This window comes from Collimonas sp. (assembly GCF_035566555.1).
In the GTDB taxonomy this organism is placed as follows: Bacteria; Pseudomonadota; Gammaproteobacteria; order Burkholderiales; family Burkholderiaceae_D; genus Collimonas.
On sequence record NZ_DATMRB010000043.1, the window covers coordinates 1 to 22,153 of the forward strand.

At 61.9% G+C, this 22,153-nt stretch carries 24 protein-coding genes; 12 read left to right on the plus strand and 12 right to left on the minus strand.

All coding sequences use genetic code 11. From position 1 onward, the window contains the following. A partial coding sequence (locus tag VNZ65_RS06460; protein ID WP_325667220.1) for a Glu/Leu/Phe/Val dehydrogenase family protein occupies window positions 1-639 on the plus strand: 639 nt, incomplete at its 5' end. Between the two features lie 201 nt (window positions 640-840). Then, window positions 841-1,380 carry a methylated-DNA--[protein]-cysteine S-methyltransferase gene (locus VNZ65_RS06465; protein ID WP_325667222.1) on the plus strand — a complete coding sequence of 180 codons (540 nt, stop codon included), beginning with the start codon at window positions 841-843 and terminating at the stop codon, window positions 1,378-1,380. A gap of 16 nt (window positions 1,381-1,396) precedes the next feature. Here VNZ65_RS06465 and VNZ65_RS06470 read toward each other — a convergent pair whose 3' ends face one another. Further along, window positions 1,397-1,990, minus strand: a complete 594-nt coding sequence (locus VNZ65_RS06470) for a DUF4399 domain-containing protein (protein WP_325667224.1) — start codon at window positions 1,988-1,990, stop codon at window positions 1,397-1,399. A 64-nt stretch (window positions 1,991-2,054) separates the two neighbouring features. Then, window positions 2,055-3,233 carry a geranylgeranyl reductase family protein gene (locus VNZ65_RS06475; protein ID WP_325667226.1) on the minus strand — a complete coding sequence of 393 codons (1,179 nt, stop codon included), beginning with the start codon at window positions 3,231-3,233 and terminating at the stop codon, window positions 2,055-2,057. 349 nt (window positions 3,234-3,582) lie between these two features. On the opposite strand from VNZ65_RS06475, the gene VNZ65_RS06480 reads away from it, so the two are divergent. Further along, window positions 3,583-4,899 carry an HAD family hydrolase gene (locus tag VNZ65_RS06480; RefSeq protein ID WP_325667228.1) on the plus strand — a complete coding sequence of 439 codons (1,317 nt, stop codon included), beginning with the start codon at window positions 3,583-3,585 and terminating at the stop codon, window positions 4,897-4,899. Between the two features lie 144 nt (window positions 4,900-5,043). Then, complete coding sequence (phnD, locus tag VNZ65_RS06485) at window positions 5,044-6,054, plus strand: phosphate/phosphite/phosphonate ABC transporter substrate-binding protein (RefSeq protein WP_325667230.1); 1,011 nt, start codon at window positions 5,044-5,046, stop codon at window positions 6,052-6,054. Between the two features lie 127 nt (window positions 6,055-6,181). On the opposite strand, the gene VNZ65_RS06490 is transcribed toward phnD, so the two are convergent. Then, window positions 6,182-7,618, minus strand: coding sequence for a heavy metal sensor histidine kinase (locus VNZ65_RS06490; protein WP_325667232.1), 1,437 nt, complete (start codon window positions 7,616-7,618; stop codon window positions 6,182-6,184). After that, the gene (locus VNZ65_RS06495; protein ID WP_325667233.1) at window positions 7,615-8,295 is read right to left on the minus strand and encodes a heavy metal response regulator transcription factor; all 681 of its coding nucleotides are present in this window, start codon (window positions 8,293-8,295) and stop codon (window positions 7,615-7,617) included. The genes VNZ65_RS06490 and VNZ65_RS06495 overlap by 4 nt, the downstream gene beginning before the upstream one ends. A 139-nt stretch (window positions 8,296-8,434) precedes the next feature. Here VNZ65_RS06495 and VNZ65_RS06500 point away from each other — a divergent pair, with 139 nt between their 5' ends. The 3 genes from VNZ65_RS06500 to VNZ65_RS06510 are packed head-to-tail and all read left to right on the plus strand — an operon-like array spanning window position 8,435 to window position 10,524. Further along, window positions 8,435-9,064 carry a hypothetical protein gene (locus VNZ65_RS06500; RefSeq protein WP_325667235.1) on the plus strand — a complete coding sequence of 210 codons (630 nt, stop codon included), beginning with the start codon at window positions 8,435-8,437 and terminating at the stop codon, window positions 9,062-9,064. A 54-nt stretch (window positions 9,065-9,118) separates the two neighbouring features. Then, a complete protein-coding gene (locus VNZ65_RS06505) occupies window positions 9,119-9,769 on the plus strand; it encodes a cytochrome b/b6 domain-containing protein (RefSeq protein WP_325667237.1) in 651 nt (216 codons plus the stop codon). Then, a complete protein-coding gene (locus tag VNZ65_RS06510; protein WP_325667239.1) occupies window positions 9,766-10,524 on the plus strand; it encodes a molybdopterin-dependent oxidoreductase in 759 nt (252 codons plus the stop codon). The genes VNZ65_RS06505 and VNZ65_RS06510 overlap by 4 nt, the downstream gene beginning before the upstream one ends. A gap of 13 nt (window positions 10,525-10,537) precedes the next feature. Here VNZ65_RS06510 and VNZ65_RS06515 read toward each other — a convergent pair whose 3' ends face one another. Together VNZ65_RS06515 and VNZ65_RS06520 are read right to left on the minus strand one after the other, a co-directional pair. Then, complete coding sequence (locus VNZ65_RS06515) at window positions 10,538-11,665, minus strand: SDR family oxidoreductase (protein WP_325667241.1); 1,128 nt, start codon at window positions 11,663-11,665, stop codon at window positions 10,538-10,540. Window positions 11,666-11,699: 34 nt separating this feature from the next. Continuing rightward, entirely contained in the window at window positions 11,700-12,575 is an 876-nt protein-coding gene (locus VNZ65_RS06520) for a MipA/OmpV family protein (RefSeq protein WP_325667243.1), read from the minus strand. A gap of 182 nt (window positions 12,576-12,757) precedes the next feature. Here VNZ65_RS06520 and VNZ65_RS06525 point away from each other — a divergent pair, with 182 nt between their 5' ends. Further along, window positions 12,758-13,441: a response regulator gene (locus tag VNZ65_RS06525; protein ID WP_325667245.1), complete on the plus strand. Its 684-nt coding sequence runs from the start codon at window positions 12,758-12,760 to the stop codon at window positions 13,439-13,441. Continuing rightward, window positions 13,438-14,832: a sensor histidine kinase gene (locus VNZ65_RS06530; protein WP_325667247.1), complete on the plus strand. Its 1,395-nt coding sequence runs from the start codon at window positions 13,438-13,440 to the stop codon at window positions 14,830-14,832. The genes VNZ65_RS06525 and VNZ65_RS06530 overlap by 4 nt, the downstream gene beginning before the upstream one ends. 30 nt (window positions 14,833-14,862) lie before the next feature. Here VNZ65_RS06530 and VNZ65_RS06535 read toward each other — a convergent pair whose 3' ends face one another. Beyond that, on the minus strand, window positions 14,863-15,060 hold the full coding sequence (locus VNZ65_RS06535; RefSeq protein ID WP_325667249.1) for a hypothetical protein: 198 nt from the start codon (window positions 15,058-15,060) through the stop codon (window positions 14,863-14,865). Continuing rightward, the gene (locus VNZ65_RS06540; RefSeq protein WP_325667251.1) at window positions 15,057-15,713 is read right to left on the minus strand and encodes an epoxyqueuosine reductase QueH; all 657 of its coding nucleotides are present in this window, start codon (window positions 15,711-15,713) and stop codon (window positions 15,057-15,059) included. Before VNZ65_RS06540 ends, VNZ65_RS06535 begins: the two co-directional genes overlap by 4 nt. Before the next feature lie 263 nt (window positions 15,714-15,976). Between VNZ65_RS06540 and VNZ65_RS06545 the strand changes: the two genes are divergently transcribed. Further along, window positions 15,977-16,918 (plus strand): S1/P1 nuclease, encoded by a 942-nt coding sequence (locus VNZ65_RS06545; protein ID WP_325667253.1) that lies wholly within the window; start codon window positions 15,977-15,979, stop codon window positions 16,916-16,918. A 90-nt stretch (window positions 16,919-17,008) separates the two neighbouring features. Here the strand turns inward: VNZ65_RS06545 and VNZ65_RS06550 are convergent, their stop codons facing one another. The 3 genes from VNZ65_RS06550 to VNZ65_RS06560 all read right to left on the minus strand — a co-directional run bounded on the left by VNZ65_RS06550 (window position 17,009) and on the right by VNZ65_RS06560 (window position 19,796). Then, window positions 17,009-19,054, minus strand: a complete 2,046-nt coding sequence (locus VNZ65_RS06550; RefSeq protein ID WP_325667255.1) for a M3 family metallopeptidase — start codon at window positions 19,052-19,054, stop codon at window positions 17,009-17,011. 95 nt (window positions 19,055-19,149) lie between these two features. Beyond that, window positions 19,150-19,560 carry a type II toxin-antitoxin system VapC family toxin gene (locus VNZ65_RS06555; protein ID WP_325667257.1) on the minus strand — a complete coding sequence of 137 codons (411 nt, stop codon included), beginning with the start codon at window positions 19,558-19,560 and terminating at the stop codon, window positions 19,150-19,152. Further along, window positions 19,560-19,796: a type II toxin-antitoxin system VapB family antitoxin gene (locus VNZ65_RS06560; RefSeq protein WP_325667259.1), complete on the minus strand. Its 237-nt coding sequence runs from the start codon at window positions 19,794-19,796 to the stop codon at window positions 19,560-19,562. The genes VNZ65_RS06555 and VNZ65_RS06560 overlap by 1 nt, the downstream gene beginning before the upstream one ends. A gap of 196 nt (window positions 19,797-19,992) precedes the next feature. On the opposite strand from VNZ65_RS06560, the gene VNZ65_RS06565 reads away from it, so the two are divergent. Next, complete coding sequence (locus tag VNZ65_RS06565) at window positions 19,993-20,298, plus strand: DUF2471 family protein (RefSeq protein ID WP_325667261.1); 306 nt, start codon at window positions 19,993-19,995, stop codon at window positions 20,296-20,298. Between the two features lie 25 nt (window positions 20,299-20,323). Here the strand turns inward: VNZ65_RS06565 and VNZ65_RS06570 are convergent, their stop codons facing one another. Further along, complete coding sequence (locus tag VNZ65_RS06570; RefSeq protein ID WP_325667263.1) at window positions 20,324-20,803, minus strand: nuclear transport factor 2 family protein; 480 nt, start codon at window positions 20,801-20,803, stop codon at window positions 20,324-20,326. Between the two features lie 168 nt (window positions 20,804-20,971). On the opposite strand from VNZ65_RS06570, the gene VNZ65_RS06575 reads away from it, so the two are divergent. After that, window positions 20,972-22,153 (plus strand): MFS transporter, encoded by a 1,182-nt coding sequence (locus VNZ65_RS06575; RefSeq protein WP_325667265.1) that lies wholly within the window; start codon window positions 20,972-20,974, stop codon window positions 22,151-22,153.

Sequence of the window (22,153 nt, forward strand, 5' to 3'; positions counted from 1 at the left end):
ACAAAATATGTTGCAGGCCTGGGCGCCAGCGGCGATCCGTCGCCTTTCACTGCGCTGGGCTGCTTCGTCGGCGCGCAAGCGGCCGTCAAGCACTACCTGGGCCGCGATTCGCTGCAAGGCCTGACCGTTGCGGTACAGGGCCTGGGCAACGTCGGCTACGACTATGCACGCCGCCTGCATGAAGCCGGCGCCAAGCTGATCGTCACCGACATCGACCAGGCCGCGCTGGAACGCGCGCGCGCCGAGTTCGGCGCCGAAGTGGTGGCCACCGACGCCATCTACGATGTGCAAGCCGACATCTACGCGCCGTGCGCACTGGGCGCCACGCTCAACCCGGCTACCCTGACGCGCCTGAAGGCCAAGATCGTCGCCGGTGCCGCCAACAACCAGCTGGCGACCGCGGAAGTCGGCGAACTGCTGCGCCGCAAGGAAATCCTGTACGTCCCGGATTTCGTAATCAACGCCGGCGGCATCATCAAGGTCTGCTACGAGTACTACGAAAAGCCGGAAGCCGATGTCGAAGCGCATGTGCGCGAAATCGGCGTGACGCTGTCGGAAATCTTCAAGCGCGCCGACTCGGAAGGCTTGCCGACCAGCGTCGTGGCCGACAAGCTGGCTGAAGCTCGCTTCAAAAAATAAGGAAACAAGGTGGGGTGGAAGACGTAACGGTTTCCACCCCATTTTTATCCGCCCATTCCGCATGCTGCCGGCAGCGCACGCTGCTCGCGGTTTGCCGGGAATCGAATTCGACCGCAAGACTCAGGGTGCACAGAAGGCTATGTATCTGTAAACTGTCGTCATAAGCTAAGCACAGCTATCTGATCTGACGGGAGCACCACCATGAATCTATTCCTACACCGCGTCGCCTCGCCCATTGGCGTCATCCTGCTGGTCACCGACAGCCAGGATCGCGTGCGTGCACTGGACTTTGAAGACTATGAGCCGCGCATGCGCAGCTTGCTGACGACCCATTACGGCCATTACACCCTGAGCGATGCAAGTTCGCCGTCCGTTGCCGAGCCCGCTCTGCAACGATATTTCAACGGCCAGCTGGATGCGCTGAAGGATATTGCGGTAGCCACCAACGGCACGGAATTCCAGCAACGGGTCTGGACCGCCTTGCGCCAGATCCCGCCGGCCCGCATGACCACCTACGGCAAACTTGCCCAGCAGCTGGGCGAGCACAACGGCGCCGCCCGCGCGGTGGGCAGCGCCAACGCCACCAACCCGATTGCCATCATCGTCCCCTGCCACCGGGTGGTGGGGGCCGACGGCAAGCTGACCGGATTTGCCGGCGGCCTGGAACGCAAGGCCTGGCTGCTTGGCCACGAACGGGCCGAGGTCGGCGATCCGGAAAGCATGCGGCTGCCGGGTTTCTGAGGCCCGGTTTCGGCTCTTAGTGCGCCTTGTCCAGCACCGTCACCGTAATCTCTTTGCTGGAAATATAGTAAGGCACGTGGTTATGGTCGGCGAACAGCAGCCGCAGCGTGTGCTTGCCGGCCGGCAGATCCAGCAGAGTCTCGGTTTCGCCGTTGCCGAAATGCTTGTAGTGCTGGTGCTGGTACTCGTTCGGCTTGTCGAACGGGATCGGCGCCTTGATGTCGGCCGGCATCGGCATATCGATCAGGATGTGATGATGGCCGGTGTCGTGTATGTCGCCTGCCGCCACCGGCGACACGCCCATGCCGGTAACCGCGAAGGCCACCCGGAACGGCGAGCGCACCTGGTCGCCATCCTTGATATTGACGAAATAAGCCAGCTTCTCGCCGACCGGAAACGGCCGCGTGCGCTCCGATGCGCTGATGGTGCTGATGATGGAATCGGTATCGACGTGGGTATCGGCAGCCTTGGCCGCAGCCGCCGTTGCGGCCGAGACGTGGCCGCAAGCCAGTACTGCGCCGACCAGCAACGGCAGGGCCAGCAGCGCGGGAGCGTAGGCAGCGGATTTTTTAGCTAAAGCATTGGGTAAAGTCTTGCGTTGCGCGGTCATTGAATTATCCATAGGGCTGGTGTGGGAAATGATGTGTCGGGTACGCCTGTAACAACAACTTGGACTAGCAAGAATCAATCCTTGCCGCATCCGCCACCGTGCTCGGCATCAGCCAGCGCGGAAACTCAAGCAAGGTCTTGCGCAGGCAATCGCGGTAACCCATCTCGCCGCTGATCAGGCCGGCAAAATCCTGGTTGACGCGCTGGTTCAGCACCAGATGAGAAAACGCCCGTTTCGGAAAACGGTAGACCAGCTGCGCCATCCAGCTTGCCGCGCGCAACTCGGGCAGCAGTTCGCGCTGCAACAGCCGGCTGTAGGCCATGGAATCGCCGCGCAAACCATCCGCGGCGATCGCCCGGGCAGCCAGCGTCGCGGTTTTCAAAGCGAAATAAATCCCTTCGCCGAACAAGGCTTCCGCCAGCCCGGCGGCATCGCCCAGCAGCCACACGCGGCCGCGCTGGAATAGCTGGCGACGATTCGCCAAAGGGATGATATAGCCCTGGTATTCGACTTTACGCGGCCGCCGCAGGCTGGCGTAGGCCGCGGTAAAGCGCTCCAGATGCTGGCGCAGGGCGGTGCCGCCAAAAGGTGAGTACACACCGACATTGAAATGATCGCGCTTCGGGAAGATCCAGCCATAGCCGTGCGGCATGCCGTCGAAGTCGAACAGCGCGCGCTGGCCGAAGCGCTCCAGGGCTCCTTCCTCGGGCCAGAGCATGGCCTCCAGCGCCGGTACATAAGCCACCAGGTCCTTGCCAAACAGGCGGTTGCGCACAGCGCTGGCGGCGCCGTCTGCCGCCAGCAGCAAACGGCTGCGCAGCACCCCGCAGCTGGTCGTCACGCTGACGCCGTCCGCGGATTCGGTGGCGTCGACAAACGCCGTCTCGGGGCAGAAGCGTACGCCTTGGGCACAAGCGCGGTCCAGCAGCATCTGGTCGAATTCGCTGCGCACCACGGTGCAAGCTGCCATCGGCTGCATTTCCTTGAGCACGGCGTCGCGGTTGCCGTACGTAAGAATGGCGCCGACTATCGGCTGATGCATGGCGGCGCCGAGTTCAAAGCCAAGCAGGTCCATGGCTTTGCGCGACAAACCGCCGCCGCACACCTTGGCGCGCGGGAATGCCTGCTTGTCGATGATAGTCACCTGCAGCCCCTGCTGCGCCAGCAGATAAGCCAGGTGCGAACCGGCCGGGCCGGCGCCGACGATCACTACGTCGCTGACAACGCTGTCGTCAGCCGCCATGGCTTGCCGCCGCAAATGAAAGACAGGCCGCGCCACAACGGCAGGGCAGCAAGCAGCTTAGCTCCGGATTTCCCCACGACTTCATCAGCAGCACCTCGCAAAGGTCTGGCCGCGGCACATGCATTGCCCGGCGGAACCATGAGCATAGCTGAAAATCGCCGCAGCGGCAGAGCTCGGCACGGCTCTTGCTCATAAGCTTAAGCACGTTTCTTTTGGGATTTGTGTGCCATTCAGCTACGTTTCTAAATGGAAATATGCTAGTGTAATCGGCTGTCCAATTGGCAAGCACAAGATGCCAACGGGCAATAATTTGAACATGCATTTCGACTGGCACAGGGAGGCCGCAATCATGAAAAACGTAAAAAAACCGGAAGACACAGCCATTTTGCAAAAGCGCCGCGCATTGCTCACCGGCGGCCTGGTAGCAGGAGTGGCCGCCGTCGCGCTGGCGCCGGCGCAACTGCTGGCGAAGGAAGCCAAATCCGCCGGCCTGAAACTGGACCGTGCCAAATGGGGCGAACGCAACCACCAGCAGCTGCAAGCCCTGATCGCGCGCAACGGCAACAGCAGCGCCGATTACAATCCCAAGCGCCGTCCTTACGCAGTGTTCGACTGGGACAACACCAGCATCATGAACGACACCGAAGAAGCGTTGCTGATGTATCAGATCAACACCCTCTCCTTCAAGCTGACGCCGCAGGAAATGGCCGCCATCATCCGCCAGAATGTACCGGCCGGCCCGTTTGCCGCCGACTTCAAGAACGCCGCCGGCCAGAGCGTCGAGCTGGAAGCGATCTGCAGCGACATCGACAGCGACTATCAGTACCTGTACGAAAACAGCGACAAGTTCAAGGGCGACAAGAAACTGGAAGAGATCCGCGAAAGCGCGCAGTTCCAGGATTTCCGCGCCAAGCTGTACTACCTGTATGAAGCAGTCAACGAGACCTACGGCGTCAACGTCGGCTACCCATGGGTGATCTACTTCTTCACCAACATGTCGGTGGCGGAAGTGCGAAAACTGGCGGAGGCGTCCAACGACCACAATCTCGGCCTGGGCCTGGTCAAGACCAAGTACACCAGCCCGGCGGCGCAGCCAGGCAAAGCCGGTGTTGTCAGCACTACGCATTTCCACGGCATCCGCCTGTGCACCGAGATCGCCACCTTGATGGATGCCTTGCAGCAGAGCGGCATCGATGTCTACGTCAGCTCGGCTTCATTGGAAGACGTGGTGGCGGTGTTCGCCACCACGCCGAAGTACGGCTACAACGTCAAGCGTGAACACGTGCTGGGCCTGCGCCTGGAAAGCGCCAACGGCGTCTTCGTCAACCAGTACAAAGCTGGCTGGCCGCTCAACTGGGGCCCTGGCAAGACCGAGGTAATCAAGCAGGAGCTGGTGGCGAGCAAGGGCTACGGTCCGATCTTCGTGGCCGGCGACAGCGATGGCGACTACGACATGCTGCGCGATTTCGCCGACACCCAGCTGGGCATGATCGTCAACCGCATGAAGAAGGGCAAGATCGGCGACCTGTCGAAACTGGCCGCCGAGCAGATCCCGGCCAAGTCGCCGCGTTTCCTGCTGCAAGGCCGCAACGAGCAGACCGGCAACTGGATGCCGTCGGAAGCCAGCATCAAGTACGGCAAGAGCGGCGAAGCGCTGCTGGGCTGATCCCGTTTCTAGCGCCGGTCCGCGACCGGCCAGCCGGTTCCTGCACGGGAACCGGCGCATATCCCTCGCATGAATTTATGCGGCCGCCCAGCGCGGCCGCTGCTACATGTTTTCCATCACCTTGAAATAGTCAGATAGGCAACAATGAAGAAATTACTGAAAACCGCGCTCTTGCTGAGCTCCATCGCCATGTACTGCGTCGTGCCGCGCGCAGTCGCCAAGGATGACGACAATCCGCGCAAGATCACCATCGGCCTGATCGCCACCACCACCGCCGAAGACACGCAAAAGCGCTGGCAGCCGGTAATCGACGACTTCGCCAGGTACACCAAGATGGAAGTGCGCACGGTGGTGTCGACCAACTACAACGACATCCTGAACGGCCTGAAAACCAATACCATCCAGGTAGCCTGGCTGAGTAGCAAGATCGCGCTGGAAGCGGTGGAAGACAACCAGTCGACGGTGTTTGCGCAGATGGTCAAGCAAGACGGTTCGCACGGCTACAATTCGGTGCTGATCACCCCTGCCAAAAGCCCGATCAAGTCGTTCGAGGACATCCTGGCCAACAAGGGCGTGTACAGCTTCTACGATGGCGACAAGAGTTCGACTTCGGGCTACCTGGTGCCCGCCTACTACGCCTTCGCCAAGAACAAGGTGGAACCGGAACGGCTGTTCAAGAGCATCGTGGTCGGCAACCACAAGAAGAACCTGCAGGCTGTGATCAACGGCCAGGTCGATGTCGCCACCAACAATACCGAGGAGCTGGACCGCCTGAAGAAGGAATCGCCGGAGCAGCTCAGCAAGCTGCGCGTGATCTGGTCGTCGCCGCTGATTCCTAACGATCCGCTGCTGTACCGCAAGGATTTGCCGGCCGCCAGCAAGGCGCGCATCGAAGAGTTTTTTGTCACCTATGGCAAACCGAAGAATCCGGCCAGCCAGCCAGACGTGCTGCAAAAAATCCTCGACCTGTCGGGTTTCCAGCATTCCACCGACGCCCAGTTGAAGCCGATCGCCGATCTCACCATGTTCGGCCTGCTGCGCAATAACATGTACGATACCAAGCTGAGCACGGCGCAAAAGCAAAAAGCTTTCGAAGACATCACCGCCCGCTTCGGCAAGCTGAGCATGGCGCTGGAGATGGCGCGCCTGCGCTAATTGATCCTAGTGTCCTGAGTTAGAACGTAGGGTGGGCACCTGTGCCCACGCAGTTGCATTGCGCCGCCGCGTGGGCAAAAAACCCCGCCCACCCTACCCGGCTGCAATATCAGCGCGAGCTGCTGTATCAGGCTCGCGCTCTCATTTCTTCTAGCCGTTCCGGCAGCTGTTGCGGGAAATACAGGCTGAAGCGGATCAAGCCTGCCGCTGAACAGGCGACCTCGGCGCTGCCGCCGTGCACCAGCATGATGGCGCGTACGATCGCCAGCCCCAGGCCATTCGATTCCGTGAATTCGCTGCGCGACTTGTCGCCGCGGTAGAAGCGGTCGAACAGGCGATCCAGTTGTTCCTGTGAGATCGGATCCCCCTGGTTTTCCACTTCGACGCAGATGCCCTGCTCCCGCGGCTTGCCGCTTAACAGCACGGTGCTGCCCGGCAGCGCATAGCGCACCGCGTTCACCACCAGGTTGCTGACGGCGCGGCGCCACATGACCGGGCTGGCTTCCAGCTCGCCGCTGGCCTCCACCAGCAGCCTGATGCCGCGCTCTTCAGCCACGCCTTCAAAATACTCGGCGATCTTGTGCAGCTCATCGGCCAGCGCCAGCGACGTTTTCTCGACCGAGAGGCCGGCGTGGTCGGCATGCGCCAGGAACAGGATGTTTTCCACGATGCGGCTCAGGCGCTGCAGCTCTTCCAGGTTGGATTCCAGCACCTGCTGGTATTCGCCGGCATTACGCACCTTGTTGAGAGTGACCTGGGTCTGCCCCATCATGGCGCCGATCGGCGTGCGGATCTCGTGCGCGAGGTCGGCGGAAAATTGCGACAGATGTTCGTAGCCATAGGACAGCCGGTCCAGCATGGCGTTGAAGGAGGCCGCCAGCAGCCGCAGCTCCTGCGGCGCATCTTCTTCACGCAAGCGGATCGCGATATTGGTCGGGCTGACTTCGGCGGCGCGCTCGGCCATTGCACTTAGCGGCCGGAAGCCGCGCTTGAGCACCAGGAAGCCGAGCAGCGCCGTCAGCAGCACCGATACCGCTGCCGCAGCGATCACCTGCCAGTAGTAGGCGGCAAGAATATGCGATTCCTGCGTCATCACATGGGCGCCCACAATCACGACCTTGCTGCCGTCGCCGCCCACCTCGGCCTCGGTCGAGATCCAGCGCACGCGCACGCCATCGGCACGCTCGCCCGCCTGCAGCGTGGCCAGCGTCAGCGGCTGCTTGAGGCCGACCGGCTTCATCGCCGGCGGCGCCATGTTGTCGGGATTGACCCGCAAGAACGGCGCCTGGCCCGGGTAGCTGAACATCAGCACATCCTGCTCGCTGCCCAGCATGGTTTCAAATAGCGCCGGCCGGTCTTCCATCTGCTTGACATTGTAGAGATCGTGCAGCAGCGTGCGGAAATGTTCCACCCTGCCGATCAGCGAATAATCGGCGCGGGTTTCCAGCGCCTGCCGTGTCGACGAATACAGGTACATGCCGAGACTGGTGACGATGGCGCAGGCAATCAGCGCAAACAGGAAAGTGACGCGCGCGGTCAGCGAAAGGCTGCGCCAGAGTTTCATGGATTTTCCGAAAACATGTAGCCGATGCTGCGCACCGTGTGGATCAGCTTGTGCTCGAAGGGGTTGTCGATCTTGGCGCGCAGGCGCTTGATGGCGACATCGACCACGTTGGTGTCGCTATCGAAATTCATGTCCCACACTTCGGAAGCGATGACGGTGCGCGACAAGGCTTCATCCTGGCGCTTGACCAGCAGGTGCAGCAGCAGGAACTCCTTGTTGGTGAGGACGATGTCGATGCCCTGGCGCGTCACCCTGCGGCGCAGCAGGTCGAGCTGCAGGTCGGCCACCTGGAAAAAATCCAGCTCATGCGCTTCGCGCACCACGCCGCGGCGCAGCAGGGTACGGATGCGCAGCAGCAGTTCGGTAAACGAAAACGGCTTGACCAGGTAATCGTCGGCGCCCAGCTCCAGCCCGCGTATGCGGTCGTTGACATGGTCGCGCGCCGTCAGGAAGATGACCGGCAGGTCGCGGCGGGCGCGGATCGCCCCCATGATCTTCCAGCCGTCGGTGCCGGGCAGCATGACGTCCAGCACCACCAGGTCGTAGGAATTTTCCAGCGCCATGTGCAAGCCGTCGCTGCCGTTGCGTATCAGATCGACTGCATAGCCGGATTCACGCAGCCCCTTCTTGAGGTAGGCGCCGGTCTTGGGGTCGTCTTCGATGACGAGGATAGCCATGCTATGTCCTTGATTTAGTTAGGCCTATTCTATCAATTCGCTTACCGAGAAGAATGACAATATTGTCATTCATATGTCACCGATAAGACACTCCGGCCCACCTAGACTGGACTTCCCAGCAACCACCGAGACTGATCCCATGACAACTGCACAACTCTTGCGCCGGCTCGTGCCGGCCCTGGCCGCATCGACCCTCCTCGCCTATGGCAGCGTCGCCATCGCCCAGACTGCCGCCCCGGCAGCACCGGTGCGGGTGCGCGCCACGATTGAAAAAGTCAACGCTGACAATCTGGAAGTCAGCACCAAGGCCGGCAAGAAACTGACCCTGAAGCTGGCGCCGGACCTGATGCTGTTTTCGGTCAGCCATGCCGCCATCACCGACATCAAGTCCGACAGCTTCATCGGCAGCGCCGCCGTGCCGCTGCCCGACGGCAGCCTGAAGGCGCTGGAAGTGCACGTCTTCCCGGCCGGCATGAAGGTCGGTGAAGGCCATTACGCCTGGGACCTGGGCAAGAAGAGCAGCATGACCAACGGCACCGTCGGCGACGTGGTGGTGACCAGCGGCCGCACCATCACGGTCAAGTATCCGGATGGCGAAAAGAAGATCGTGGTGCCGGCCGATGTTCCTATCGTCAGCCTCAACAAGGGTGACCGCAGCCTGCTGGTGGCGGGCGCGCATGGCGTATTTTTTGTCAGCAAGGCTGCCGATGGCAGCGACGTCGTTGGCCGCGCCACGGTTGGCGTCAATGGCGTAGTACCGCCGATGTAATGCGGCTTTGCGGGCGGCCTGGCTGCCCGCAATCATTCTTGACAAGGTATCCCCATGACGACTGCCGGCCAAACCCGCCCCATCATTCATCCCTTGCTGGTACGGGTGGCTCACTGGATCAACGCCTTCGCCATCGTCTGCATGGTGATGAGCGGCTGGGCCATCTATAACGCCTCGCCGCTGTTCGGCTTCGACTTCCCGCGCTGGGCCACCTTGGGCGGCTGGCTGGGCGGCGCGATCGCCTGGCATCTGGCGGCGATGTGGCTGCTGGTGGCGAATGGCCTGATCTATCTGGGCTACGGCCTGCTGGCTGGCCATTTCCGCCGCCACTTCCTGCCGCTGCGCGCACGCGATCTATTGCGCGACGTAAAAAATGCCCTGACTTTCAAGCTGGCGCATCAGCCCGGCATCTATAACGCCGTGCAGCGCCTGATGTATATCGCCGTGCTGCTGCTTGGCGTGCTGGTGGTGGCGTCCGGCCTGTCGATCTGGAAACCGGTGCAGCTGGATGGCCTGGTCGACCTGTTCGGCGGCTACGACGTAGCGCGCCGCGTGCACTTTGTGGCAATGGCCGGCATTGTCGCCTTCGTCGCGGTGCACCTGGCGCTGGTGCTGATCGTGCCGAGCACGCTATTGCCGATGCTGACAGGGCGGGCGCCGCGCCACGCCGGCAAGAAACCGCCAAAGCAGGAGCAGCAAGCATGAGCGAAAAGAAAGAAAAACCACCGAAAAACAGCGAACTGCAACCGGAGCTGGTGCAGCTGCAACGCCGCCTGTTCCTGCGCTCCGGCCTGTCGCTGGGCGCGCTGTCGCTGCTATCCGGCTGCAACCTGCAGGATGGCGACCAGGTCGACAAGGTATTGTGGGCGATGTCGCGCTGGAACGACCGCGTGCAGAGCATGCTGTTCCGCCCCAATCATCTGGCGCCGACTTATCCGGCCAGCATGATCACCAAGCCATTTCCGTTCAACGCTTTCTACGACGCCGATTCGGCGCCGGAAATCGATGGCGATACCTACAAGCTGGAAGTTTCCGGCCTGGTGCGCGACAAGCGCAGCTGGAACCTGGCGCAGCTGCGCGCCTTGCCGCAGGCGTCGCAGATCACGCGCCACATCTGCATCGAAGGCTGGAGCGCCATCGGCCAGTGGAGCGGCGTGCCGTTGCGCACTTTTCTGGCGCATATCGGCGCCGATACCACGGCAAAATATGTCGGCTTCAAATGCGCCGACCGTTATTACTCCAGCATCGACATGGCGACCGCCTTGCATCCGCAGACCATACTGGCGCTGGATTTCGGCCAGGAGCCGCTGCCCACCGAATACGGCTATCCGCTGAAACTGCGGGTGCCGACCAAGCTGGGCTTCAAGAATCCCAAGCACATAGCGGCGCTCTTCGTCACCAATGAAAATCCCGGCGGCTATTGGGAAGACCAGGGTTACAACTGGTTCAGCGGATCTTAGGATCCGATCCCGCTTACTTGAAATCCCATTTCATTTGCTCGCCGATGGGGATATGCCTGGTGCTGACTGCGCACAGGCCGATATAGTCGGTGAATGGCGGCGCGCTCGGTACACCTTCGGCCAGCAGGTTCTTGTTGCAGAACACATAGTTGAGCCTGGCGAACTCGCCGTACAGCTTTAATGCCCGCATCAGCAACCGTGGGCTGCAGTCCGGGATGCGGATCTTGATGCGCGGCAGCAGCTGGTCTATTTTCCCGACCTCGATCTGTTCGTAATCGCGGCCACAGACGTTGCCCATGCCGACGGCGGCCAGCGCGCTGTCGATCTGGCGGAACGAGCGGCTAGACTGGGTCCCGGCCGACAGATGGTATACCGGCTGCGCCAGCTTGTCCTTGAGGGCCAGATGCAGGATCGCGCCGGCGCACCAGTCGACCGGCACCACGTCGATCCTGTCATGCATCGCAGCCGTCAGCGCGCCCAGCTTCTGCCAGGCCATGAAAACCCAGAAAATGCTTTGCGAGGGTGTGCAGCCCAGCGTCGTGTGGCCGACCACGATCGAGGGCCTCAGCACCACCAGCGGCAGTTGCGGAAAGCGTTGCCGCAGCAGGCGCTCGCCGACCGCCTTGGAGCGGGTGTACGGCACCAGGTGGTCTTCCTGCGCCAGAGACAGATTGGCGATTTCCGGAATGCTGTGGTCGCTGGCCGAATGGCTGCCGCAAGCCATGGCGGTGCCGATGTACAGGAAACGCCGCAAGCCGGGACGGCCTTGCATCATTGCCGCCAGCGCCAGCGTGCCGTCGACATTGGTGGTTTCCAGCGCTGGATGGTTGGCGAAAGTGGCCAGGGCGGCGCAATGAATCACGGTCGACACGCGCTGCAGACGCGCATCGGCGGCGATGCCGTCAAGCGCCGACAAGTCGCCGCACAGCACTTGCGACAGGCGCAGCTGGGCCAGCTCGCAGTCGCCGGCGCCGAGCCGCTTCAACTGAGCCTGCAAGCGGTCCATCCCTTGCGCTGGGTCCTGTGCACGCACCAGCAGCAGCAAGCGCGGCGTCAGTCCGGCCTTGATGGCTTGCACTACGGTGGCGCCGCCCAGGAATCCGGTGGCGCCGGTAATCAGGATCAAGTTCGCGCTGTCCATATGCTTTCCATCGTTGGCTAAGTTCAATGCGGCCTCAATAAGTGTAGGTAAGGTAGATGGCGGCATTCGGCGCCAGCCTGCGGCTGGCCAGAGGACTCTTGGCGGCGTCGCCCTGCAAGCGCGTCGCGCCCACCATGGTCTGCAGCGCCCATTTGGCGTCGAAGCGATGTTCCCAGCTCAGGCTGGCGTTCACTTCATACAGACCGATCTTCGGCTTGAAAGCGCGGTAGCCGGAATTCTGATGCTGCAGGCCGGTCACGCCGTAATAGGTCTGCATGTATTTGCTGTCGCCGACGCTGGCCGTCGCCGCCAGCGACAGCTTATCGCTGGCGCCCGAGTAGAACGGGCTGGAAACGCCGAAATGGAAGGCATTGCCGTTGTTTCTTTGCGAAAGCGCGAGATCGGCCGTGACGCTCAGGTTCAGCCACTCGAGCGGGGCGTAGCCCAGGCTCAGGATGGCGCTGGCCGAACCCTTGATGGTGCCCATGCCGCGCAGGCGCGTGCTGCCGCTGCTGAAGCCGAAATCGCTCTCATCCTTCTCTTCGCGTCCGCCGCGATAGCCCAAGGCTGCGCTATAGTTGAAGGCGCCGATCGTGCTGCCATAGCCGAGACCGCGCATGGTGCTGGCGAAAAAGCCGCTGGACGTGGAATAGTCGAGCAGCAGGAGCGGTCCGGTCATGTTCTGGCTGGAACCGGAATAGCGTGGACCAAAGGCTGCGCCGGCGCCTATGATGAATGTGTTTTCGGCCGCTGCGGCATTGGCGCCGGACTTGGCTTCATCGGCATGGGCGCTCTTGGCCGCCAGCAGGCCGACGGCCAGCAGCGCCAGCAGCACGGCTATCGACAAAAGAGTATTCGTAATGACATAGAAATTGCGGGAACGGGCGGGCTTGATATAGCGTTTCTTCATGGTCGGCTTCCTGGTCGGATGATATGGCGCGCTCCGCAGCCATACGAGAATGGTCAATTCAGCAGTATCCGTGAGCGATATGAAGAAAACATGAGCCGTTCATGAACGTTTGCTGAAGACGCCTTCCTCGCAAACTGTGTTCTTCAGCTTTTCTTCACATTAAGATGCTTAAATAGCAAATTATGAAAATACTGTTGATTGAAGATGACCTGGACCTCGGCAACGGCGTCCGCATTGCCCTCTCCGACCAAGGCATGGACGTGGTCTGGGTACGCCAGTTGGCGGATGCGCAGCGCGCCCTGGAATCCGACACTTGCGACCTGGTGCTGCTGGATCTGGGCCTGCCGGACGGCGACGGCCTGAGCCTGCTGACGCGCTTGCGGCGCGAGAAGAACGGCTTGCCGGTGATTATCCTGAGCGCCCGCGACGCCATCAACGACCGCCTGCTCGGCCTCGACACCGGCGCCGACGATTACCTGGTCAAGCCTTTCGTGCTGGTCGAGCTGTTGTCTCGCGTCAGGGCCCTGGCCCGCCGCAGTTACGGCTTCGACGGCGATACCCTGGACTTGCGCGGCCTGTCGCTGCATGCGCCGACCCGCCGCGTGACCGTGCAGGAGCGGCCGGTGGAGCTGACCGCCAGCGAATACGCCTTGCTCAGCACCCTGCTGATCCGCGCCGACCGGGTGGTGACGCGCCGCATCCTGGAAGAGCTGGCGCTGCCCGGCGGCCAGGGCAACGCCAGCAATACCCTGGACGTGCACATGGCGAATCTGCGCCGCAAGATAGGCGACGGCTACATCCGCACCGTGCGCGGCGTCGGCTTCGTGATCGACCTGCAGGCGCCGGCCCGCAGCCCGCACAAATGATGTTGCACGGATGGAACTGGCTGCTGCGGCCGACCCTGGTGCGGCGTCTGCTGCTGGCGCAGATGCTGCTGCTGACGGTGCTGTGGAGCCTGTTCATCGGCTACGCCATGTTCGAGACCAGCCGGGCCCCCGGCCCGATCAATCTCGACCGCACCTATGAGGCGATCCTGGGCGTCGCCGACAACCTGGCCGGCGATCCGGAGCGCCAGTTCAAGGTGCTGCACATGATCGACCTGGCGGTACGCGAAGGTTACGGCGTGGGCGGCGATACGCCGAAACTGTCGCCCAGCATCCGGGTAAGGCAGGGAGAAAGGCTGATCTACCAGTCCGAGGATATTCCGCAAGGCATTCACAACAGCCGTCTCGACGATGCGGAAACCATCTACGCCAATGGCGTGCGCTGGCGCGCCCGCACTCTACAGTCGCCGCATTCGGATACGCGCGTCACCATCATCGTTCCGGCCGACGCCATGGACATGCTGATCGACATGAATTCACGCGGCTATTATTCCCTGCCCTTGCTGATCAGCCTGCCGTTCCTGCTGCTGCCGGCCTGGCTGTCGATACGCGTGGCGCTGCGTCCGTGGAGCCGCATCGCGCGCGAGGTAGCGGCGCGCGGCCCGCACAATCTGGCGCCGCTAAGCTTCAGGCCGAAGCACCTGGAACTGAGTTCGATGGTGGACCGTATCAACGGCCTGTTGCAGCGCATCAGCGACAACGTGGCGCGCGAACGCAACTTCATCGCTGACGCCGCCCATGAACTGCGGACCCCGCTGGCGGCCATGCGGGTCAATGCGGAAGCCTTGCAAAGCCAGGCCGGCGACAGCCAGCAACAGCAGCTGCTGGCCGGCATCCTGAGCAGCAGCAACCGCGCCACCCGGCTGGTCAGCCAGCTGCTGCTGCTGGTGCGCAGCGACGCCACTGCCAGCATCTCCATGGAACCACTGGCGCTGGACGTGCTGGTGCAAGACCGGCTGGCGATACTGTCGACGCTGGCCAACTCCCAGCATATCGAACTGGAATTGAACTCTGACGATGAGTGCTTTATCTTCGGGCGCCGGGAAAGCCTGATGTCGCTGATCGACAATCTGGTCGAGAATGCCATCAAGTACAGTCCGGCGGGCGGGGTCGTGACGGTTGGCCTGCGCCGTGAGCAAGACGAGGTGATATTGAGCGTGGCGGACGAAGGTCCGGGAATCGCCCCGGCTCTGCGCGAGCGCGTGTTCGACCGTTTCTTCCGCAATCCCGACCAGACCCAGAGCGGCAGCGGACTGGGGCTGGCGATTGCCAGATCGGTGGTGCTCCAGCATAGCGGAAAGATACGGCTGCTTGCAGCCGACGGTGAGCTGGGCTTGCTGGTGGAAGTCCGGTTTCCGCTGGCCTGGCCTTAGTACCGTGCCGGTGTCCTTAACGCAACGGCGCTATTCCCCGCGCTCGCTGCAGCATGGGCAGGCATGATGGCCGCTCATCAGATGCGGCGGCGCGGTTTCTTCATCCTGCGCCACGGTGCGCATGAATTCGGCCAGCTGCTGTTCCATGCTGGCCAGCAGATCGGCCTGGGGCTGGACCGGGACGCTGGTCGCAAGCCAGTGGCGCTCAGTAGTGTCTTTGGCCGTCATTTCTGTTCCTCCGGCTGGCCGTAATATTTCTCGCAAATCTTGATGCGCTCGCGCCCCTGGTCCTTGCGCCAGCGGTTGCTGTCGCGCAGCGAGTAGACGCAGCCGCAATATTCCTGCTGGTAGAAATTCTCGCGCTTGGAGATCTCGATCATGCGCGCCGAACCGCCCTGCTTGCGCCAGTTGTAATCCCAATAGGTGATGCCGGGATAATGCGCCGCCGCGCGGGCGCCGCAATCGTTGATCTGTTCCATGTTCTTCCAGCGCGAAATTCCCAGCGAACTGCTGATCACCGGAAAGCCGTGCTCATGCGCGTACAGCGCGCTGCGCTCAAAGCGCATGTCGAAACACATGGTGCAGCGTTTGCCGCGTTCCGGCTCATGTTCCATGCCCTGGGCGCGCGCAAACCAGTTGTCCAGGTCGTAGTCGGCGTCGACGAACGGCACGCCGTGCTGTTCGGCGAAGCGGATGTTTTCGTTCTTGCGCAGCTCGTACTCGCGCTGCGGATGGATATTCGGATTGTAGAAATAGATGGAAAAATCGATTTCGCTGGCAAGCAAGGCTTCCATCACCTCGCCCGAGCATGGCGCGCAGCAGGAATGCAAGAGCAGTTTATTGTGGCCGCCCGGCAGGACGAGTTTCTGGCGTTGAGTCATGAGGGAGCTACCTGAAGAAGCGCGCCGGCTTGGAACTAAGGCTCGGACGATGGCGCTGATTGTCCAGTTTCTCGCCTGGGACCGGCTGCGTCAAGCGACAAACTCTCAAGTTTGCATGAGCAGAATTCATACAGCCCGCTGACTACCTGTCAGTGCTGGCAGGCAGCACTGTAATGACATGCTGCGGTCATAAATGCGGCATATATTCGGGCGGCAAAGAGTGTTGTAAAAAAACCTTCTCTTCTTTCCCGAATGGAGTCTCCATGAAATTGAACCGTCAGCTATTCCTCACGTTCGTCAGCGGCGTGGCATGCGCCGCGCCTTTGATACTGGCCAGCCAGAACGCCCAGGCCTGGGGCGATGAAGGCCATATGGTGGTCGGCCTGATCGCCAACAACTACCTGAGCGACAATGTCCGCGCCCAGGTCAACGCCATCCTGGCCAATGACAGCACAGGCCTGACCGCTGGCGATATTGCCTCGGAGGCCACCTGGGCCGATAAATACCGTAATTCGCATCGCGAAACCGCCGCCTGGCATTTTGTCGATACCGAAATCAGCGACGGCGACATCGACGCCGCCTGCTTCGGCCATCCGAGCCTGCCGGCCAACACCCCGGCTTCGGGCGGCGTGGCGCAGGACTGCGTGGTCGACAAGGTTGACCAGTTCACGCTTGAATTGAGCAATCCGGATACCGATCCGGCGGAACGCCTGCTGGCGCTGCAGTTCCTGCTGCACTTCGTCGGCGACATGCACCAGCCGCTGCACTCCAGCGATTCCAACGACCGCGGCGGCAACGATGAAACCGTGTCCGCCACCGGCATCGCCGCCGGCAAGCTGCACGCCTACTGGGATACGGCATTCGTGAACAAGCTGGGCACCGACCAGAACAAGGTGGCGTCGGCCCTGATCGCCAAGATCACCAAGGCCCAGATCGCGCAATGGCAGCAGCAGACGCCGCGCGACTGGTCGCTGGAAGCATTCGGCCTGGCCCGCACCGACGCCTACGGCAAGCTGCCGACGCCCGACGCCAGCGGCAAATACAAGCTGCCGGCCAGCTATGTCAGCAACGCCACCAGCGTGGTGGCCTTGCAGTTGAGCCGTGCCGGCGTGCGTCTGGCCAAAGTCCTCAACGACGCCTTGGGTCAGGGTGCTTCCGTAAATGCGGCAGCAGTGTTTGCATCGCCTTTCGGCGGCAAAAAATAACCGTAGCGTGGGCAGATTTCCTGCCCACGCTGAATTCACTCATCGATTGAGTTACTTACCGCGTGGGCACAGGTGCCCACCCTACGGCGCTTAGATCAAGCCGCGCTTGGCCAGCATCGGTTCGACCTTCGGATCGCGGCCGCGGAAGGCGCGGAACGCCAGCGCCGGATCCTGTTTGTTGCCGGAGCTGTAGATATGCTTTTGCAAGCGTTCGGCAATCGCCGGCTGGAATGGATCGCCGGCTTCGATGAAGGCATTGTAGGCGTCGGCATCCAGCACTTCGGCCCACATGTAGACATAGTAGCCGGCGGCGTAGTCGGAACCCGCGAACAGATGCTGGAAATGGCTCAGGTAATGGCGCTGGCCGATATCCTGCGGGATGCCCAGCGCCGCGCATTGCTGTGCTTCGAATGCATCCAGGTCGACCGCGCTGCCGTTCGGCAGCGAATGCAGCGCCATGTCGATCAGCGCCGGACCGGCATACATGATGGTGGCCCAGGCCTGGTCGAACTGGCGCGCGCGCTTGAGCTTTTCCAGCAGCGCTGACGGAATCGCCTCGCCCGTCTGGTAATGCCGCGCATGCTGCTTGAGCACCGCTTCCTCTTCCGCCCAGTTCTCGAAAATCTGCGACGGCAGCTCGACATAATCCTGCAATACCTGGGTGCCGGCCAGGCGCTCGTACTTCACCTGCGACAGCAGGCCGTGCAAGCCGTGGCCGAATTCATGGAACAGGGTGCGCACATCGTCGAAACTCAGCAGCGCAGTATCGGCCTTGGCGAAATTGTTATTGTTGATGACGATAGGCAGGGTGCCGCCGGCATGGCCGGACTGGCTGCGGAAGATATGCATCCAGGCGCCGCTGCGCTTGCTGGCGCGGGCAAAATTATCGCCGATGAACAGGCCGATCAAGGCATTCTCGCGGCTGCGCACTTCCCACAGGCGGGCGTCCGGATGATGCAGGGCAACGCCGTGCTGCTCGACAAAGCTGATGCCGAACAGGCGCCGGGCGCAGTCGAACATGGCGCCGATCATATTGTCCAGCGCGAAGTAGGGTTTCAGTTCGGCGTCGTCCAGGTCGTAGCGCGCCTGCCGCACTTTCTCGGCCAGGTAGCGCCAGTCCCAGGCCGCAATCGGCGTCGGCTGAGCGAGGCTGCGCGCCATCTCGGTCAGGGCGACGCGGTCCTCTTCAGCCTTGGCCTTGGCCGGTTCCCATACCTTGCCCAGCAAGGCGGACACTGCCTCCGGCTTGCCGGCCATGCGGTCGATCAGCTGGTAATCGGCATAGGTGGCGTAGCCGTGCAATTGCGCCTGCTCCTGGCGCAAGGCCATGATTTCGGCGGCCACCGGGCGATTGTCGTGACTGCCGGCGTGGGCGCCGCGGGCGACGCGGCCGCGCCATACCGCTTCACGCAAGTCGCGGCGGTCGGAGAAGGTCATGAACGGCTCGGCCAGCGACGGCGACAGCGTCACCACATGGCTGCCCGGCGGCAGGCCGCGCTGCTGCGCCGCCGCTGCGGCCGAAGCGCGCAGGAAAGGCGGCAGACCGGCCAGTGCAGCCTCGTCTTCCAGCGCCAGCGCAAAACTGGATTCATCGGCCAGGACGTTTTGCGTGAACTGCGTGCTCAGCGCCGCCAGCCTTTCCGTCACGGCACTGTAGCGTGCACGTGATTGCGGCGGCAGGTTGGCGCCGGCGCGCACGAAATCCAGGTGCACCCGCTCCAGCAAGCGCAGCTGCACCGGATCCAGGTCCAGGCGGGCGCGCTCGGCGTACAAGGCGTCGATACGCGCAAACAGGCCGGCATGCAGGTAAATTGCATTCTTGTGCCCCGCCAGTTTAGGCGCCAGCGCAACCTCGGCAGCCTGCAGGGCCTGCGAGGTTTCGCTCGCGGTCAGGTTTTCGAACAGCAGGCTGATGCGGCTGTTAAGACGGCCAGATTCATCGAAAGCAGCCAGCGTGTTGGCAAAAGTGGGAGCCGCCGTTTGTGCGGCGATGGCATCGATCTCGGCCAGGTGGGCCGGCAATGCGATTTCAAAAGCGGGGACGAAATGTTCCGCCTTGATCAGATCGAAGGGCGGCAAGCCGTAAGGGGTATTCCAGTCTTGCAATAGCGGATTGGTGGCGTGAATGTCTGACATGGCGAAAAGCATCCTGGCTAATGGTGAGGAAGCTATTGTATGCCGGGTATGTCTTTTTGGCGTGCGCGCCGATTCCGGTCCAAGTCAAAACAGCGTCAGCTGCTGCCGGTCCCGATCCAGTTCTCGATTCTCACGCCCGGATAGACGGCGAAATCCCGTTCGTTATTAGTCACCAGCACCACATCCAGCGCTAGCGCATGCGCTGCGATCAGTTTGTCGAGATGGTCTTTCCTGCGCTCGCGCGTCGCCTCGCGGATCGGACCATAGGCGCTGGCCGCGGCGCTGTCGAAGGGCGCTACCGGGATGTCTTCGGTCAGCGCAGCCAGGTGCTGCCGCTCGCGGACGGGATGGGCCGACGCTGTGACGCCATATTCCAGTTCCGCATAGGTGATCGCCGACATCACGACATCGCCGACAAGACACGCGGCAAAGCGCTCAGCCACTTGCCGCGGCTGGTTTTTCATCAGGTAGATGCACATATTGGTGTCGAGCATGTAACGCGCCATCAGAGAATCTCGCGCTCATCCTGTTCTTGTCCGCCGCGCCCCCCAGCCATGAAGCCGACGCCGAAACTGGCGAATTTCTGCAGCACGCCGGTCAGGGGGCGGCCTGCCGGGCGAATCCGCAACTCGTCGCCGACCCGTTCGATCTGAAACTCGATGTCGGTACGCTCGTAGGCCAGTTCGGCCGGAATCCGGATCGCCTGGGAATTACCGTTCTTGAAGACCTTGGTCGTGTGCATGTCAAACAGCGCTTGAGGAAAATACAATGAATACAGAATAGACATCTCCTGAAAAAATGTAAATACATGTGTGTACATAGTGTTTGTTTACACACCAAAAATATCCAATGAGAATATGTATTTACGCAACAAGCGTCTTCTTGTTTTGAATTATACTGTACGTATATACAGTTAATTTTGTACAGGGGAGAGTCTTATGCAAGTGGTCAGAAGATCGGAACTTGACGCCATTACAGAGGGATTGAAGACGACCATCGCCCGCATCGTGCTCGGCCACCGCAGCGCCGGCGCGGACTTGACCTGGTCGCTGATGCACCAGATCGAAAGCGAAGCGATGCGCGCCATGGAGCAATCCGGCAACTTCGACCTCACCCATCTCAACATGCTGCGCGCCTACCCCACGGCGTATCCGCGCACCGACGACCTGGTCAATTTCGGCAACGCCACAACGCTGCCGATAGCGCTGTCCCTGATCTACCGGGAATACCGGAGATCGCACTAACAACGTAGCGCCAGGCCGCCAGGCGCTACAGGCCGAGCTCGCTCAAACCAGGATGATCGTCCGGACGGCGCCCCAACGGCCAGTGATACTTGCGTTCCGACTCCTTGATCGGCAAGTCGTTGATGCTGGCATAGCGGCGGTGCATCAGGCCGTGTTCATCGAACTCCCAATTCTCGTTGCCGTAGGAGCGGAACCAGTTGCCGGCGGCGTCATGGCATTCGTAGGCAAAGCGCACCGCAATCCGGTTGCCGTCGAAAGCCCAGAGCTCCTTGATCAGGCGGTAATCCAGCTCGCGCTCCCATTTGCGGGTCAGGAATTGTACGATCTGCTCGCGTCCTTCGGGAAATTCGGCGCGGTTGCGCCAGATGGTGTCGACGGTATACGCCAGCGACACCCGCTGCGGATCGCGGCTGTTCCAGCCGTCTTCCGCCATCCTTACTTTCTGGATGGCGGTTTCGCGGGTGAAAGGAGGAAACGGCGGACGTGCTTCGCTGGCTTGACTCATATCGGGCTCCTGGAACGTTGGGGAAAAGCTGATGCCACACTTTACAGAATTCCATTCAGTCTTGCGCGGCAGCCAGGCGCTGCGCTAAAGGTGGAAATCGCTGCGGCGCAGCAGGCGGCGCCGATAAGGGCTAAAGTGTCGGCTTGTATTTTTCAAGGCAGTTCAAACATGTCGCAAACCCAATCCGCCAAACTCAGCGCCGGCCTGGTGATCATGATGTCGGTCGCCACCGGTGTCGCAGTGGCCAGCAACTATTACGCGCAGCCTCTGCTGCACACCATCGCCGCCCGCTTCGGCATTTCCAACGGCAGCGCCGGCCTGATCGTCACCGTGGCCCAGCTCGGCTACGCGCTCGGCCTGATGCTGCTGGTGCCGCTGGCCGACATGCTGGAACGCAAGAAGCTGATCGTCATCATGAGCCTGCTGTCGGCCTGCGGCCTGCTGATCACGGCTACCGCGCAAAACCTCGCGCTGGTCCTGCTCGGCACCGCCCTGACCGGCCTGTTCTCGGTCGTATCGCAAGTGCTGGTGCCGTTTGCCGCTACCCTGGCGGCGCCGCACGAGCGCGGCAAGGTGGTCGGCCATGTGATGACCGGCCTGCTGCTGGGGATCCTGCTGGCGCGCACCGTGGCCGGCTATCTGTCGGCCTGGGGCGGCTGGCAGACCGTGTACTGGTTCGGCGCCGCGCTGATGATCCTGACCGCCATCGTGCTCGGCCGCGCGCTGCCGCGCCATCATCCGACCCAGAGCCTGAGCTATCCGCGCCTGCTGGCCTCTATCCTGACCTTGTTCGTGGCCGAGCCGGTGCTGCGCATCCGCGCCTTGCTGGGGGCGATCATCTTCGCCGTCTTCAGCGTGCTGTGGACTTCGATTTCCTTCCTGCTGGCGGCTGAACCTTTCCATTATTCCGACGGCACCATCGGCTTGTTCGGCCTGGTCGGCGCCGCCGGCGCCATGGCCGCTTCGCATGCCGGCCGCCTGGCCGACCGCGGCCATGCCGGTCGTTCCACCACCATCGGGCTGGCACTGCTGTTGCTGTCCTGGCTGCCGCTGGTGTTTGCCAAAAGCTCGCTGCTCGGGCTGCTGTTCGGCATCCTGCTGCTGGACCTGATGGTGCAGGCAATCCACGTCACCAACCTGAGCGTGATCAATCACCTGCATCCGGATTCCCGCAACCGCCTGACCGCCGGCTACATGACTTGCTACTTCATCGGCGGCGCCTGCGGCTCGCTGCTATCGACCGCGATGTACGGCCACTCGGGCTGGCTCGGGGTGTCGATGACGGGCGCAGGATTAAGCGCGCTGGGGCTGCTGGTCTGGCTGTTTGCCGAACACAGGCAGAAGCGCTAA

What these genes read in the sequence shown, in the direction of transcription:
- VNZ65_RS06465 (WP_325667222.1), top strand. Translation starts at nt 841, where the DNA reads ATGAATCTATTCCTACACCGCGTCGCCTCGCCCATTGGCGTCATCCTG.
- VNZ65_RS06470 (WP_325667224.1), bottom strand. Translation starts at nt 1,990, where the DNA reads ATGACCGCGCAACGCAAGACTTTACCCAATGCTTTAGCTAAAAAATCC.
- VNZ65_RS06475 (WP_325667226.1), bottom strand. Translation starts at nt 3,233, where the DNA reads ATGGCGGCTGACGACAGCGTTGTCAGCGACGTAGTGATCGTCGGCGCC.
- VNZ65_RS06480 (WP_325667228.1), top strand. Translation starts at nt 3,583, where the DNA reads ATGAAAAACGTAAAAAAACCGGAAGACACAGCCATTTTGCAAAAGCGC.
- phnD (WP_325667230.1), top strand. Translation starts at nt 5,044, where the DNA reads ATGAAGAAATTACTGAAAACCGCGCTCTTGCTGAGCTCCATCGCCATG.
- VNZ65_RS06490 (WP_325667232.1), bottom strand. Translation starts at nt 7,618, where the DNA reads ATGAAACTCTGGCGCAGCCTTTCGCTGACCGCGCGCGTCACTTTCCTG.
- VNZ65_RS06495 (WP_325667233.1), bottom strand. Translation starts at nt 8,295, where the DNA reads ATGGCTATCCTCGTCATCGAAGACGACCCCAAGACCGGCGCCTACCTC.
- VNZ65_RS06500 (WP_325667235.1), top strand. Translation starts at nt 8,435, where the DNA reads ATGACAACTGCACAACTCTTGCGCCGGCTCGTGCCGGCCCTGGCCGCA.
- VNZ65_RS06505 (WP_325667237.1), top strand. Translation starts at nt 9,119, where the DNA reads ATGACGACTGCCGGCCAAACCCGCCCCATCATTCATCCCTTGCTGGTA.
- VNZ65_RS06510 (WP_325667239.1), top strand. Translation starts at nt 9,766, where the DNA reads ATGAGCGAAAAGAAAGAAAAACCACCGAAAAACAGCGAACTGCAACCG.
- VNZ65_RS06515 (WP_325667241.1), bottom strand. Translation starts at nt 11,665, where the DNA reads ATGGACAGCGCGAACTTGATCCTGATTACCGGCGCCACCGGATTCCTG.
- VNZ65_RS06520 (WP_325667243.1), bottom strand. Translation starts at nt 12,575, where the DNA reads ATGAAGAAACGCTATATCAAGCCCGCCCGTTCCCGCAATTTCTATGTC.
- VNZ65_RS06525 (WP_325667245.1), top strand. Translation starts at nt 12,758, where the DNA reads ATGAAAATACTGTTGATTGAAGATGACCTGGACCTCGGCAACGGCGTC.
- VNZ65_RS06530 (WP_325667247.1), top strand. Translation starts at nt 13,438, where the DNA reads ATGATGTTGCACGGATGGAACTGGCTGCTGCGGCCGACCCTGGTGCGG.
- VNZ65_RS06535 (WP_325667249.1), bottom strand. Translation starts at nt 15,060, where the DNA reads ATGACGGCCAAAGACACTACTGAGCGCCACTGGCTTGCGACCAGCGTC.
- VNZ65_RS06540 (WP_325667251.1), bottom strand. Translation starts at nt 15,713, where the DNA reads ATGACTCAACGCCAGAAACTCGTCCTGCCGGGCGGCCACAATAAACTG.
- VNZ65_RS06545 (WP_325667253.1), top strand. Translation starts at nt 15,977, where the DNA reads ATGAAATTGAACCGTCAGCTATTCCTCACGTTCGTCAGCGGCGTGGCA.
- VNZ65_RS06550 (WP_325667255.1), bottom strand. Translation starts at nt 19,054, where the DNA reads ATGTCAGACATTCACGCCACCAATCCGCTATTGCAAGACTGGAATACC.
- VNZ65_RS06555 (WP_325667257.1), bottom strand. Translation starts at nt 19,560, where the DNA reads ATGGCGCGTTACATGCTCGACACCAATATGTGCATCTACCTGATGAAA.
- VNZ65_RS06560 (WP_325667259.1), bottom strand. Translation starts at nt 19,796, where the DNA reads ATGCACACGACCAAGGTCTTCAAGAACGGTAATTCCCAGGCGATCCGG.
- VNZ65_RS06565 (WP_325667261.1), top strand. Translation starts at nt 19,993, where the DNA reads ATGCAAGTGGTCAGAAGATCGGAACTTGACGCCATTACAGAGGGATTG.
- VNZ65_RS06570 (WP_325667263.1), bottom strand. Translation starts at nt 20,803, where the DNA reads ATGAGTCAAGCCAGCGAAGCACGTCCGCCGTTTCCTCCTTTCACCCGC.
- VNZ65_RS06575 (WP_325667265.1), top strand. Translation starts at nt 20,972, where the DNA reads ATGTCGCAAACCCAATCCGCCAAACTCAGCGCCGGCCTGGTGATCATG.